Raw genomic sequence first — 12,515 nt, 5'->3', positions numbered from 1 at the left:
GTCCTCGGGGTGGGCCCGCAGCACCAGCAGCGCGACGTCGTCCCCGAGGGGGCCGTCGAGCCGGGCCAGCAGGGCGTCGCACAGCTCCTCGACGGGCAGGTCGTGCAGCTGCTCCAGGGTGGCGCGCAGCCACTCCACCCCGTCCTGCAACGGCGCGTCCCGGCGCTCCACGAGGCCGTCGGTGTAGAGGACGACGGTGGCACCGGGCTCCAGGGTCACCGCGTGGTCGGCGCGCTCGGCGTCGGGCAGCAGCCCGAGCAGCAGGTCCGCCCGGGTCTGCAGCAGCCGCGCGGTGCCGTCGGGGGCCAGCAGGACCGGCGGCGGGTGCCCGGCGTTGGACCACCGCAGCGTCCGCAGCCCGGCGGCCCGCTCGGCGTCCGTCTGCTCCACCTGGGCCAGCACGGCGGTGGCGATGACGCCGACGCCGAGGTGGGTCATGGCGCGGTCCAGCCCGGTCAGCACCGCGGCGGGCGGCTCCCCGAGGGTCATCGAGACCCCGCGCAGCAGGTTGCGCACCTGGGCCATGGCGGCCGCGGCGTCGCGGTCGTGCCCGGCCACGTCCCCGACGACGAGGGTGGTGGCGCCGCTGGGGGCCAGGAAGCAGTCGTACCAGTCGCCGCCGATCTGCGCCTGCGCCGCGGCGGGCAGGTAGCGCACGGCGATCTGCAGGTGGTCCGGCTCGAACGGCGCGGTGAGCAGGCTGCGCTGCAGCGCCTCCGACAGCCGACGCTGCTCACCGGCCACGCGGCGCTCCTGCTCGCGGGCCTGCAGCGCGGCCAGGCTGTGGGCGCACTGCGCGGCGAAGGCGCTCATCAGCTCGACGTCGCGCTCGGTGAAGGCCTGCGCCTCGCGCCAGCCGATCGCCAGCCCGCCCACCGAGCGCCCCGCGGCCTGCAGCGGCAGGGACACCCACGAGCCGAGGCCCGTGCTGGTGACGACTTCCTCCATCTGCGGGGTGAAGGCCAGCGACGCCTCGTGGTCGCGCAGCACCACGGCCTCGCCGGTGGCGGCTGCCACGGCCACCGGCAGCGGGCTGTCCAGCGGCACGTGCTGGAACGTGCGGCGCGCCCGCTCCCCCAGCGAGTCGGTCATCGTCAGCTCCAGCGCGTCCGGGCCGCCGGCGGCGCTCGTGCGCACGGCGACGGCGCCGCCCTCGGCGCCGAGCACGCCCAACCCGCTGCCGATGACGATGTCGGTCAGCTCCGCGACGCTCTGGGCGCCGCTCAGCCGCAGCGCCACCCGCATCATCCCGGCCAGCCGCAGCGCCGCCGCGGTCTCGGTGGTCAGCGCCGCGCGCAGCTCCTGCCCGCGCACGTAGAGGTCCGCCTCAGCCTGGTGGCGCTCGGCGGGGACGTCGCGAAGGGCGTCGTAGAGGTCGACGGCCGAGCCGGGGCGCTGCCGCAGCCGCTCGGTGACGTAGTCGGTGACCTCCTCCGCCCGGTGCAGCAGCAGCACCACCCGCCCGTCCTCGTCGAGCACCGGGGCGTTCACCGGGCTCCACCAGCGGACGCGGAAGACGCCGTCGGGACCGGCGACGTCGTACTTCTGCAGCGGCATCGTGTCCGGGCGGCCGGTGCGCAGCACCCGGCGCAGGGACGCCTCGAGGTTGGCCGTCGCGCGCGTGCCGGGGTCGGCGGGGTTGTCGGGGAAGACGTCGAGGATCCGCCGGCCGATCAGCTCCTCGCGCGAGCGCCCGGAGCTCTCCATGAAGGCGCGGTTGACCGCCACGAACCGCAGGTCCGCGTCGAGCACCGCGTAGGAGGTCGGCACGGCGTCGAAGACGGTGGCCAGGTCGACCTGCGGGGCGTCGCTCACCCGTCTGCACCCGTTCGTCGGAGGGATCGGGCGGCGGCCCGGCAGGTCATCGTAGGGGCGCGGCGCACGGCCGCGGACACGACGATGGCCCGGCCCCGCTCTCGCGGTTCCGGGCCCTCGGTCCTGCTGGTCGGGGTGACAGGATTTGAACCTGCGGCCTCTTCGTCCCGAACGAAGCGCGCTACCAAGCTGCGCCACACCCCGTGGCATCTGCCTGCACGAGGATAGCCGACGCTCGGGGGTGGTCTCGACCACCTTCCCGCTCAGCGCACCGGCACCAGCTCCAGCAGCGTGGCCTCCGGCCGGCAGGCGAAGCGCAGCGGCGCGTACGGGGAGGTGCCCAGGCCCGCGGAGACGTGCAGCCACGCCTCGTGCCCGCCCGCGGACCAGCGGGAGAGGCCGGAGGCCTGCGCGCGCGGCAGGTCGCAGTTGGTGACGAGGGCGCCGTAGCCGGGCACGCACAGCTGCCCGCCGTGGGTGTGGCCGGCGATGAGCAGGGACGCGCCGTCGGCGGTCATGGCGTCCAGGGTGCGCCGGTAGGGGGCGTGGGTGACGGCGATGGTCAGGTCCGCGTCCGCGGCGGCCGGGGCGGCGACGTCCTCGTAGCGGTCGTAGCGCAGGTGCGGGTCGTCGACGCCGACGAGCTCCAGGTCCAGCCCGGCGACGTGCAGGCGGGTGCGCGCGTTGTCCAGGTCGACCCAGCCGGCGTCGGTGAAGCCGCGCACCAGCTCCTCGGTGGGCAGCCGCGGGCCCGAGGGCGCCTTGGGGCCCCGGCGCGCGTAGAGGTACTTCGCCCAGTTGCGCGGCTTCGGGCCCCAGTAGTCGTTGGAGCCGAGCACGAACGCCCCCGGGCGCTGCAGCAGGCCCGCGCAGGTGTCCAGGACGGCCGGGACGGCGTCGAGGGCGGCGAGGTTGTCGCCGGTGGTGACGACGAGGTCGGGTTCCAGGTCGGCCAGGGCACGCACCCACTCGCGCTTGCGCCGCTGGCTCGGCACCAGGTGCAGGTCGGACAGGTGCAGCACGCGCAGCGGCGCACGGCCCACCGGCAGCACGGGGACGAGCGCGTGGCGCAGCACGAAGGCGTTCACCTCGTACCCGGCGGCGTAGGCGACACCGGCCGCTCCCGCGACGGCGAGACCGCCGGCGGTGGCGGTGGCGGCCTTGAGGACTCCCGCAGCGCTGACCATCCGCTCATCCTGGCGCACGGCCCTCGCACGGGGGGAAGACGCGGGGGAAAGGCGTGGACGCGGGTGGCAGGATCGCCCCCATGAGCGACACCCTCAAGGACTCCCTGCAGGCCGACCTGACGACCGCCATGAAGGCGCGCGACGAGCTGCGCTCGGCGACCCTGCGGATGGTCCTCACGGCGGTGCGCGGCGAGGAGGTCGCCGGCAAGAGCGCCCGCACGCTGAGCGACGAGGAGGTCGTGGCCGTCCTGCAGCGCGAGGCCAAGAAGCGCCGCGAGGCGGCCGAGGCCTACGACGGCGCCGGGCGCACCGAGCAGGCCGAGCGCGAGCGCGCCGAGCTGGGCGTGGTGGAGACGTACCTGCCGACCCCGCTCACCGACGACGAGCTCGCCGCGCTCGTCGACGACGCCGTGCTGGTGGCGACCTCCGAGGGGCTGACGGGCATGGGCGCGATGGGTGCGGTGATGTCCTCGCTCAAGGGCAAGGTCGCCGGCCGCGCCGACGGCAAGCGGCTGTCGGGGGCCGTGCGCGCCCGCCTGCAGGGCTGAACGCGACCCTCAGGAGGAGGCGCCCGCCGTCGCCGCGCTCGCGGCGACCACGGCGCTCGTGACGGCGGCCTGCGCGGCCTGGACGGCGGCGGCGACGGCCTCGCCGGCCCAGTCGCCGTCGGCGAACGCCTTGCCGCGCTCGCGCAGCTGCGCGCGGCTCAGCCCCAGCTGCGGCACCACCTTGCCGAGCGCGCCGACGGCGTGCAGCAGCGAGACCAGCGACGCCGTGCGCGGGGGCACCGCCGCCGGGTCGGGGGCCTTCAGCGCCGCGGCGACGGCCGCGACGAGCTCGTCGCGGGCGGCGGCGTCCGGGTACCAGCGCGACAGCTTGAGGAAGCCGCCCGGCTCGTGGCGCACCAGGCCGGAGGTCACCAGCCGCTCGCGCACCGCGCCGGTGGTGCGGTGCCCGCCGATGCGCTGCACGGCGCCGCGGGCGTGGACGCTCCTGCGGCGCAGCCTGCGCAGCGCCTCGTCGAGCAGCGCGTCACCGGTCGGCGAGGCGTCGACGACCTCCAGCTGCCGGCCCCACCAGCGGCTGCGCTCGCCCGCGACGACGCGCTCGCGCAGGGCCAGGTCCATGAGCAGCGCCCCCGCCAGCAGCGGCGGCGTGCGGGTGGAGTCGGTCAGGGGCCGGCCCGAGGCGGGCGAGAGCGTGAGCAGCGCCAGGTCCTCGACCAGGGCGCGCCCGCCGCCCGCCTCCCCCGCCACGGCTCAGCCCTGCGCCGGCTCGGCCGCCGCGGGCGCCGGGGCGGGCGGCTGGGCGCCGCCGTCCGCGGGCGGCACCGGCGCCTGGCTGGGCGCCTGGGTGGGCGCCGGCGTCGGCTCCGGCGCCTGCGTCGGCTGCTGGGTCGGCCTGGGCGCCGGGCCGGAGCTGCGGGTGATGGTGACCGTCGCCCCGGCGGTGGCCGAGCGGGCGCTCTGGCTGGCCACCAGGCCCCGGCGGACGCTGTTGGAGGCGACGGTGCCCGCGGCGACGCGGACCCGGAAGCCCGCCTCCTCCAGCTCGCTGCGCGCCGACTCCACGGACTGGCCCACGACGCTGGGCACGCGGATCCTGCCGTCGGAGTTCGTCGTCGTCAGGCCGGCGTTGCTGGCGTCGGGGAAGCCGACCTCGGGCAGGCCCAGCTGGTCGGAGGCGGGGCCGACGATGTTCTTCCACGTCGGCGCGGAGATCGTGCCGCCGAAGATGGTGCGCCGGCCCTTGCCGTTGATGCGCTCGCGGTTGAGCGAGGAGGTGCCGTCCGCGTGGCCCATCCAGACCGCCGAGGACAGCTGCGGGGTGTAGCCGACGAACCAGGCGTCGGAGGAGTCGTTCGTGGTGCCGGTCTTGCCGGCGGCCGGCCGGTCGATGCGCGCCGAGCCGCCGGTGCCGCCGGAGATGACGCTGCCCAGCGCCGAGGTGACGTTGCGCGCGACGTTGGGGTCCAGGACCTGCTTGCAGTCGGCGGTCGGGATGGCCAGCGGCTCGCCGTTCGTGTCGAGCACCTCGGTGATCGCGATCGGCCTGCAGTAGGTGCCGTCGGCGGCGAAGGCGGCGTAGGCCGCGGACATCGTCAGCGGGGCGATCTCGTTGACGCCCAGGGTCAGCGAGGGGCTGACGTAGAGGTCGGTGTTGACCCCGCCGTTGGCGTCGTTGGTGTTGCTCATGTCGTGCGCCTTCTGCGCCGGCACGGAGGCGTTGTCCGGGTTCGCCAGGTGCACGCCCATCGACTGCGCGGTGGCGGCGATGCCGCACAGGTCCAGGCGCTTCTCCATCTCCACGTAGGCGGTGTTGACCGACTTCGCGGTGGCCTCGCGGATCGTCATGACGCCGCCCTCGTTGGACTCGGCGTTGAAGTACTTGTAGACCGTCGAGTCGCGCGGCTTGACGCCGCAGGCGGTGAAGGAGCTGAACGGGTCGTTGCCGCTGTGCGGGGCGTTGATGGTGCTGTTGAGCGACTTGCCCGACTTCAACCACTCGGCGAGCGTGAACGCCTTGAAGGCCGAGCCGGTCTGGAAGCCGTTGCCGCCGTTGTACATCTTGTCGACGTTGTAGTTGACCTGGGTGACGCCGACCTGGTCGGTGTCCACGGAGAAGACCGTGTCCTGGGCCATGGCGAGGATCTGCCCGGTGCCCGGCTGGACGACGGAGGCGGCCATCCGGGGCCGCTGGCCCGGGTTGACGCCGTTGTTCACCGCGTCCTGGGTGGTGATCTGCACCTGCGGGTTCAGCGTCGTCCTGATCGTCAGGCCGCCGGAGCGCAGCAGCTTCTTGCGGTCGTCCTCGGTGGCGCCGAACGCGGGGTCGGTCTCCACGATGCGGGTGACGTAGTCGCAGAAGTAGGCCGCGGAGCCGGCGTTGATGCAGCCCTGCTGCACCGGCTGCAGGTTGACGCCGATGGGCGCGGCGACGGCGGCGTCGTGGGTGGCCTGGTCGATCTTGCCGACGACGAGCATGCGGTCCAGCACGACGTTGCGGCGCTTGACCGAGGCGTCCGGGTTCTTCACGGGGTTGTAGGCGACGGGGTTCTGCACGAGCCCGGCGAGCAGCGCGGCCTCGGGCAGCTGCAGCTCGGCGGCGGGCTTGTTGAAGTAGTAGCGGGAGGCGGCCTCGATGCCGTACACGCCGTTGTAGAAGTACGCCACGTTGAGGTAGCCGGCGAGGATGTCGTCCTTGGACATCTCCTTCTCGACCCCGACGGCGAGCTTCATCTCGCGCAGCTTGCGCGAGTAGCCCTCGACGCCGTCGGCCTCGGTGGCGGCCGCGGCGGCCTCGGTGTCGCCGCGCTCGACGGCCTGCTCGACGAGGACGTTCTTGACGTACTGCTGCGTCAGCGTGGAGGCGCCCTGGGTGCCGCCGCCGCCGGCGTTGGAGACCAGCGCGCGCACGATGCCCTTGAGGTCGACGGCACCGTGCTCGTAGAAGCGGTCGTCCTCGATGGAGAGGATCGCGTCCTTCATCACCGGCGCGATCTGGTCGAAGCCGACGACGATGCGGTTCTGGTCGTAGACCCGCGCCATGACGCTGCCGTCGGCGTACAGGATCGTCGTGGCCTCCGACAGCGACTGGTCGCCCAGGTCGGTGGGCAGCTCGTCGAAGATGTCCACGCCCTCGCTGGTGAGGCTGCCGGAGGCGGCCACCGCCGGCACGACGAGACCGGCGCCGAGCACGCCTGCGGCGACGCTCACGGCGGCGAAGGCGCCGAGCAGCCGGAAGACGGGGCGGCGCGTGGGGCGAGGAGCCATGGGCCCAGGGTAAGCGCCGCTCCGGCCAGGTCCAGAGCACGAGCGGGTCCTCCGCGAGCGCTCCGCAGGATCGTGACCGCTTCGCTACCGGCAGTGAGGTTGAGCCGGGAGGGGTAGCCCGAAGTGACTACGCACGTTCGTCACAAGAGGCTCTAGGGCCTGCCGCACCGGCGAGCATACGCTGCGGACGTGCCCCACCACGGGGCAACAGGGGGATTCACAGGTTCGCCGGTACCGGGGGGAACCGCCGCGACGCGGCGGTCCGGGACGGGCGTTGACGGGAGGGGCCGTCGATGGTCTGGACGTTGGAGTGGGCCAGCCGCGGAGCGTGCAAGTCGAGCTCGGCGGACGAGCTGTTCGTGCAGGGTTCGGCGCAGAACCGTGCCAAGCAGATCTGCGGGGGGTGCCCCGTGCGCACCGAGTGCCTCGCGGACGCGCTCGACAGCCGCGTCGAGTTCGGGGTGTGGGGCGGGATGACCGAGCGGGAGCGGCGCGCGCTGCTCAAGCGCCGGCCGAACGTGATCTCGTGGCGGCGGCTGCTGGAAGCGGCCCGCGACGCGCACCTGTCGACCGCCGCCGGTGCGGTCACCGGCTCCGGCACCACCGTGCCGGCCGGCTGCGTGGACGTGCTCGAGGAGCGGGTCGCCGCGGTCTGAGGGCCGCCGCGCGCGCGGACGCCGCGCGGGAGGTCCCTCGCCGGCCCCCCGGAGCTGCCGGGGGGCTCCCGCGCGGGCGCGGGCGCACTACGGTGACGCCCATGACCACGTGGGAGTACGCGACCGTCCCGCTCATCGTCCACGCGACGAAGCAGATCCTCGACCAGTGGGGCAGCGACGGGTGGGAGCTCGTCCAGGTCCTCACCGGCCCCGACGGCAACGGCCTCGTCGCCTACCTCAAGCGCCCCGGCGGGGAGCGGTGAGCGCCTCCGCGCGGCTGGCCGAGCTCGGGCTGGCGCTGCCCCCGGTGGCCGCGCCGGTCGCCTCCTACGTGCCCGCGGTGCGCGACGGCGACCTCGTGCACACCTCCGGGCAGCTGCCGTTCACCGACGGCGCGCTGCCGCTGACCGGCAAGGTCGGCCAGGGCGACGGGCTCGTCGACCCCGAGACGGCGCACCAGCTGGCGCGCACCTGCGCGCTCAACGCGATCGCCGCGGCCGCGAGCGCCGCGGGCGGCGTCGACGCCATCGAGCGGGTCGTCAAGGTCGTCGGCTTCGTCGCCAGCGACCCCGCCTTCACCGGCCAGCCGGCCGTCGTCAACGGCGCCTCCGAGCTGCTGCAGGCCGTCTTCGGCGAGGCCGGCCGGCACGCCCGCAGCGCGGTCGGGGTCGCGGTGCTGCCGCTGGACTCCCCCGTCGAGGTCGAGATCGTGGTGCGTGTCCGCTCCTGAGGGCGCGGCACGGCCCTGGAGGGGTGGCCCGGTCGGCGACCGGGCCACCTGCGTGCTCCAGGGCAACCCCTCGGCGATGACGCTGGAGGGGACCAACACCTGGCTGCTGTCGGCACCCGGTGCGCCCACCGCCGTCGTCGTCGACCCCGGCGAGGACGAGCCCGCGCACCGGGCGGCCGTGAGCGCCGCGCTGGCCGGGCGCACCGTCGCCCTCGTCGTCGCCACCCACTCCCACCCCGACCACGTCGGCGGGCTGGACGCCTTCCTCGCCGAGCACCCCGCCCCCCTCGTGCGCAGCGGCGGCGGGCCCGGCAGCGCCGACGGGGCCGTGCACGAGGTGGCCGGGCTGCGGCTGCGCGTGCTCGCCACCCCCGGCCACACCGCCGACTCGCTGTGCGCGCTGCTGGGCACCGGGGAGCTGCTCACCGGCGACACCCTGCTCGGGCGCGGCAGCACCGTGATCGCCGAGGGCGGCGACCTCGGCCAGCACCTGACCTCGCTGCGGCGGCTGCTGGGCCTGGGCGCGCAGGTGCTGCTGCCCGGCCACGGACCCGCCCGCACGGACGTGGGGGCGGCGCTGGGCGCGCAGCTGGAGCACCGCGAGCAGCGGCTGGCGCAGGTGCGCGCGGCCGTGGACGCCGGCGCGGGCGACCTCGCCGCCGTGGTGCTCGCCGTGCACGGCCCGCTGCAGGGCCGCCTCGCGCGGGCCGCGGAGTCCTCGGTGCGCGCGCACCTGCGCCACCTGGGCGTCGAGCTGCCCTGACCCGGCTCGGCGGGGCGGCGGCTCGGCGGGGCCGGCGGGTCAGCGGGCGCGCTTGGCCAGGCGCTCGACGTCGTGCAGGACGACGGCGCGCGCCTCCAGGCGCAGCCACCCGCGCGAGGCGAAGTCCGCGAGCGCCTTGTTCACCGTCTCCCGGGAGGCGCCGACGAGCTGGGCCAGCTCCTCCTGGGTGAGGTCGTGGGCGACGAGCAGGCCGTCGGCGATGGGGCGGCCGAAGCGGCGCGAGAGGTCCAGCAGCGCCTTGGCCACGCGGCCGGGCACGTCGGTGAAGACGAGGTCGGCCAGCGCCACGTTCGTGCGGCGCAGCCGCTGGGCCAGCGCCTGCAGCAGGTGCTTGGCGACCTCGGGGCGCCGGGTCAGCCAGCGCATCATGTCGTCGTGGCCCAGGGCGATCAGCTCGGCCTCGGAGACCGCGCGCGCGGAGCTGGTGCGAGGGCCGGGGTCGAACAGCGACAGCTCGCCGAACATCTCGCCGGGCCCCAGGACGGCGAGCAGGTTCTCCCGGCCGTCGGGCCAGCTGCGGACCAGCTTGATCTTGCCGGTGCGCACGACGTAGACGCGCTCGCCCGGCTCGCCCTCGCCGAACAGCTGCTGCCCGCGCTCCAGGTGGACGGACCCCATCGACTCCAGCAGCTCCGCCGACGCCGTGTCGTCGAGGGCGGCGAACAGCGGCGCGCGCCGGACGACGTCACCGAGCCGCTCGGCCTCCGCTGCGCCCTCGACCTGGCCCTGCTCCACCGACGACCTCCCCGTTCGTGACGCACGTCACCTCGACGCCTCGTCGGGACAGTCTGCCCCACACCGGCCCGGGGGGACCGTCGAGACGCCGGCGGCCGCGGCGCGGGTCAGCCCAGCAGCAGCTCCAGGCGCTCGGCGAGCACCTCCGCGGCGGCGCCGCGCTCGGCCTCCAGGGCCGCGGCGTACTCCTCCAGCCGCCGCTGGGCGGCGGTCAGCTCCTGCAGCCGGGCGGGCAGGTCGCCGCTGCCGGCGGGCCGCTCGAGCAGCACCAGGGCCCGCAGCCCAGCGCCCGGGTCCAGCAGCCGGACGTCGGCGTCGCCGGACAGCGCCGGGGGCAGGGCGCCGTCGAGGGGGGCGCCGGCGGCGAGGTGGACCTCCAGCGGGCCGCCGTGCGCGGCGGCCTCGACCGGCACGGCGAGCTCCTCGGGCCCGCAGGCGGTGGCCACGAGCAGGTCGCGGCGGGCGCGCACGAGCCGGTTCCAGTGCTGCACGCGGCGCAGCTCCGCGGCGAGCAGGTCGCGGCGGCGGCGCAGCGCGGGCAGCGGCAGCTCGGCGAGCTCGCGGCGCACGGCCGCGGCGCAGCGGCCGGCGGGACCGCCGGCCAGCAGCGGCTCGTCCCGCAGGACCTCCGCCTCGGGCGTGCCGCTCGCCTGGTCACCCTCTCGCCTCACCATGCCAGCGGTGTCGTCCCCCGCCCGGGCGCCCTTGACGGCACCGGCCCGCACGTCACCCTCCCGGTGGCGTGCCGTCACCCGCTCGCGGCGCACCGTCACCCGCTCGCGGCGCACCGTCACCACCAGCTCCTTCGTCCCCTCCCCGTTCCGTGATCTTCCACGGTGCACCGTGGAAGATCACGGAGCGGGGAGGGGACGTACCCTCCTGGTGTGGAGACGCAGCTCGCCCGCACCCGGCGGGCCCGGCGGGTGCACCGGATCCTCGCCGAGAGCTACCCCGACGCCCACTGCGAGTTGGACTTCAGCACGCCGCTGCAGCTGCTGGTCGCCACGATCCTGTCCGCCCAGTGCACCGACGCCCGCGTCAACACGGTCACGCCCGCGCTGTTCGCCCGCTACCCCACCGCCGCTGACCTGGCCGCCGCCGACCGGGCCGAGCTGGAGGCGCTCGTCAAGCCCACCGGCTTCTTCCGCGCCAAGGCCGACTCGCTGCTGCGCATGTCCGCCCGCCTGGTGACGGACTTCGGCGGCGAGGTGCCGGGGCGGCTGGCGGACCTGGTGACGCTGCCGGGGGTGGGCCGCAAGACCGCCAACGTCGTGCTCGGCGACGCCTTCGGGGTGCCCGGGATCACCGTGGACACCCACGTCGGCCGCCTCTCGCGGCGGCTGGGCTTCACCGAGCACGAGGACCCGGTGAAGGTGGAGGCCGACCTGGCGCGGCTCATCGAGCGCAGCGGCTGGACGATGTTCAACCACCGGATGATCTTCCACGGCCGGCGCACCTGCCACAGCCGCCGGCCGGCCTGCGGCGCCTGCCCGGTCAGCCGGCTGTGCCCCTCGTACGGCATCGGCGAGAGCGACCCCGTCGCGGCGGCCAAGCTCGTCAAGCGGGGTCCCGCGGCGGCGCTGGCGTGAGCGCCGGGACCACCCCGCGGGCCGGCAGCGCGCTGCCCGGCTGGTTGCGCCCGCTCGCCGAGCGGCTGCCCACCGTGACCCTCGAGGACCTCGCCTGGCGCGAGGACCGGCGCGAGGACCGGCGCGGGGGCGCACCGGGACCCGCGGACCGGGAGGACCGGCACCGCGACGCGGCCGTGCTCGTCCTCTTCGCCGACGGCCCCGCCGGGCCCGAGGTGCTGCTCACCGAGCGCGCCGGCACCCTGCGCCAGCACTCGGGGCAGGTCGCCTTCCCCGGGGGCCGCCGGGACCCCGGCGACCCCTCGCCCGCGGCGACGGCGCTGCGCGAGGCCGCCGAGGAGACCGGCCTGCTGCCCGCGGGCGTCGACGTGCTCGGCGAGCTGCCCGCGCTGCTGCTGGCCCACTCCGGCCACCGCGTCACCCCCGTCGTCGGGCACTGGCGCGAGCCCTGCCCCGTGGGGGTCCGCGACGCCGGCGAGGTGGCTCGCGTCGAGCGCGTGCCGCTGGCCGAGCTGCTCGCCCCGCGGGCCGTGCGCCGCGTCCGCGCCCCCGGCGGCTACGTCGGGGAGGCCTTCGCCGTCCGCGGCCTGCTCGTGTGGGGCTTCACCGCCGAGGTCCTCGTGCGCGTCCTCGACCTCGGCGGGATCGGGCCGCGCCCGCGGGCGGGCACGGAGATCTCCCTGGAGCAGGCGCTGGCGTGGGCGGGGCGGTGAGCGCGGTGACGCCCTCCACCGTCCTCGACGTCCTGCTCGTGGCCCTGCTGCTCGCCCAGCTCGTCGCCGGCTACCGCGAGGGGCTGCTCGTCGGGCTGGCCGGCCTCGCGGGGCTGGTCGGCGGGGCCGCGCTCGGCGTCGTCGCGCTGCCGCAGGTCGTCGACGGCTGGGTGCCCGGGGTGCGGCGCACGCTCGTCGTGGTCGTCGGCACCCTCGCGCTGGCCGTCGTGGGCCGCCTGCTCGCGGGGCTGGTGGGGCTGCGGCTGCGCTCGCGGGTCAGCTGGCGGCCCGCCCGCTTCGCCGACGCCGTGCTCGGCGCCCTCGCGGGGCTGGTCTCCACCCTGCTGGTGGTCTGGGTCGTGGCGGGCGCCGCGCGCACCGCCCCGCTGCCCGGCGTGGTGCAGGCCGTGACGGGCTCGCGCGTGGTGGGGGCCGTGGACGCGCTCGTGCCCGAGCGCACCGGCGGGGTGCTCGCCGGGTTCTGGTCGGCCGCGCAGGCCAGCGGCTTCCCGCGCGTGTTCACCGGCCTGGAC

14 protein-coding genes and 1 tRNA gene are annotated in these 12,515 nt (G+C 76.0%); 8 read left to right on the top strand and 7 right to left on the bottom strand.

Features of this window, described 5'->3' with window-relative positions; genetic code table 11:
- From GTQ99_RS12200 to GTQ99_RS12190, 3 genes are all read right to left on the bottom strand, one after another.
- Window positions 1-1,815 (bottom strand): SpoIIE family protein phosphatase (locus GTQ99_RS12200; protein ID WP_166616005.1); only part of this gene is annotated, 1,815 nt, incomplete at its 3' end.
- Between the two features lie 127 nt (window positions 1,816-1,942).
- A tRNA-Pro gene (locus GTQ99_RS12195) sits at window positions 1,943-2,019 on the bottom strand.
- 59 nt (window positions 2,020-2,078) lie between these two features.
- Window positions 2,079-3,002, bottom strand: coding sequence for a metallophosphoesterase (locus GTQ99_RS12190; RefSeq protein ID WP_166616004.1), 924 nt, complete (start codon window positions 3,000-3,002; stop codon window positions 2,079-2,081).
- 80 nt (window positions 3,003-3,082) lie between these two features.
- Here GTQ99_RS12190 and GTQ99_RS12185 point away from each other — a divergent pair, with 80 nt between their 5' ends.
- A complete protein-coding gene (locus GTQ99_RS12185; protein WP_166616003.1) occupies window positions 3,083-3,550 on the top strand; it encodes a GatB/YqeY domain-containing protein in 468 nt (155 codons plus the stop codon).
- 9 nt (window positions 3,551-3,559) lie between these two features.
- Here GTQ99_RS12185 and GTQ99_RS12180 read toward each other — a convergent pair whose 3' ends face one another.
- Together GTQ99_RS12180 and GTQ99_RS12175 are read right to left on the bottom strand one after the other, a co-directional pair.
- On the bottom strand, window positions 3,560-4,258 hold the full coding sequence (locus GTQ99_RS12180; protein ID WP_166616002.1) for a GPP34 family phosphoprotein: 699 nt from the start codon (window positions 4,256-4,258) through the stop codon (window positions 3,560-3,562).
- A gap of 3 nt (window positions 4,259-4,261) precedes the next feature.
- Window positions 4,262-6,775: a transglycosylase domain-containing protein gene (locus tag GTQ99_RS12175; RefSeq protein WP_166616001.1), complete on the bottom strand. Its 2,514-nt coding sequence runs from the start codon at window positions 6,773-6,775 to the stop codon at window positions 4,262-4,264.
- Window positions 6,776-7,068: 293 nt separating this feature from the next.
- On the opposite strand from GTQ99_RS12175, the gene GTQ99_RS12170 reads away from it, so the two are divergent.
- The 4 genes from GTQ99_RS12170 (at window position 7,069) to GTQ99_RS12155 (ending at window position 8,924) form a co-directional block, all read left to right on the top strand.
- Entirely contained in the window at window positions 7,069-7,431 is a 363-nt protein-coding gene (locus GTQ99_RS12170; protein ID WP_166616000.1) for a WhiB family transcriptional regulator, read from the top strand.
- 101 nt (window positions 7,432-7,532) lie between these two features.
- Window positions 7,533-7,694, top strand: a complete 162-nt coding sequence (locus GTQ99_RS12165; protein ID WP_166615999.1) for a Sp36 family protein — start codon at window positions 7,533-7,535, stop codon at window positions 7,692-7,694.
- The gene (locus GTQ99_RS12160) at window positions 7,691-8,161 is read left to right on the top strand and encodes an Atu1372/SO_1960 family protein (protein ID WP_166615998.1); all 471 of its coding nucleotides are present in this window, start codon (window positions 7,691-7,693) and stop codon (window positions 8,159-8,161) included. Before GTQ99_RS12165 ends, GTQ99_RS12160 begins: the two co-directional genes overlap by 4 nt.
- Before the next feature lie 76 nt (window positions 8,162-8,237).
- Window positions 8,238-8,924 (top strand): MBL fold metallo-hydrolase, encoded by a 687-nt coding sequence (locus tag GTQ99_RS12155; protein WP_166615997.1) that lies wholly within the window; start codon window positions 8,238-8,240, stop codon window positions 8,922-8,924.
- A gap of 39 nt (window positions 8,925-8,963) precedes the next feature.
- Here the strand turns inward: GTQ99_RS12155 and GTQ99_RS12150 are convergent, their stop codons facing one another.
- Window positions 8,964-9,680 carry a cyclic nucleotide-binding domain-containing protein gene (locus GTQ99_RS12150; RefSeq protein ID WP_166615996.1) on the bottom strand — a complete coding sequence of 239 codons (717 nt, stop codon included), beginning with the start codon at window positions 9,678-9,680 and terminating at the stop codon, window positions 8,964-8,966.
- Between the two features lie 107 nt (window positions 9,681-9,787).
- On the bottom strand, window positions 9,788-10,474 hold the full coding sequence (locus tag GTQ99_RS12145; RefSeq protein WP_166615995.1) for a hypothetical protein: 687 nt from the start codon (window positions 10,472-10,474) through the stop codon (window positions 9,788-9,790).
- Between the two features lie 90 nt (window positions 10,475-10,564).
- On the opposite strand from GTQ99_RS12145, the gene nth reads away from it, so the two are divergent.
- The 3 genes from nth to GTQ99_RS12130 form a co-directional block, all read left to right on the top strand.
- On the top strand, window positions 10,565-11,269 hold the full coding sequence (nth, locus tag GTQ99_RS12140; protein ID WP_166615994.1) for an endonuclease III: 705 nt from the start codon (window positions 10,565-10,567) through the stop codon (window positions 11,267-11,269).
- The gene (locus GTQ99_RS12135) at window positions 11,266-11,982 is read left to right on the top strand and encodes an NUDIX domain-containing protein (protein WP_166615993.1); all 717 of its coding nucleotides are present in this window, start codon (window positions 11,266-11,268) and stop codon (window positions 11,980-11,982) included. The genes nth and GTQ99_RS12135 overlap by 4 nt, the downstream gene beginning before the upstream one ends.
- Window positions 11,983-11,987: 5 nt before the next feature.
- A partial coding sequence (locus tag GTQ99_RS12130) for a CvpA family protein (RefSeq protein WP_166615992.1) occupies window positions 11,988-12,515 on the top strand: 528 nt, incomplete at its 3' end.

The sequence above is a fragment of the Kineococcus vitellinus genome, assembly GCF_009906315.1.
Lineage (GTDB): Bacteria > Actinomycetota > Actinomycetes > Actinomycetales > Kineococcaceae > Kineococcus > Kineococcus vitellinus.
This window is presented reverse-complemented; position numbering and strand designations above follow the sequence as displayed.

Bases quoted from the DNA above. Each gene is read 5' to 3' on its own strand.
- GTQ99_RS12190 (WP_166616004.1), bottom strand. From the start codon at position 3,002: ATGGTCAGCGCTGCGGGAGTCCTCAAGGCCGCCACCGCCACCGCCGGC.
- GTQ99_RS12185 (WP_166616003.1), top strand. From the start codon at position 3,083: ATGAGCGACACCCTCAAGGACTCCCTGCAGGCCGACCTGACGACCGCC.
- GTQ99_RS12175 (WP_166616001.1), bottom strand. From the start codon at position 6,775: ATGGCTCCTCGCCCCACGCGCCGCCCCGTCTTCCGGCTGCTCGGCGCC.
- GTQ99_RS12170 (WP_166616000.1), top strand. From the start codon at position 7,069: ATGGTCTGGACGTTGGAGTGGGCCAGCCGCGGAGCGTGCAAGTCGAGC.
- GTQ99_RS12165 (WP_166615999.1), top strand. From the start codon at position 7,533: ATGACCACGTGGGAGTACGCGACCGTCCCGCTCATCGTCCACGCGACG.
- GTQ99_RS12155 (WP_166615997.1), top strand. From the start codon at position 8,238: ATGACGCTGGAGGGGACCAACACCTGGCTGCTGTCGGCACCCGGTGCG.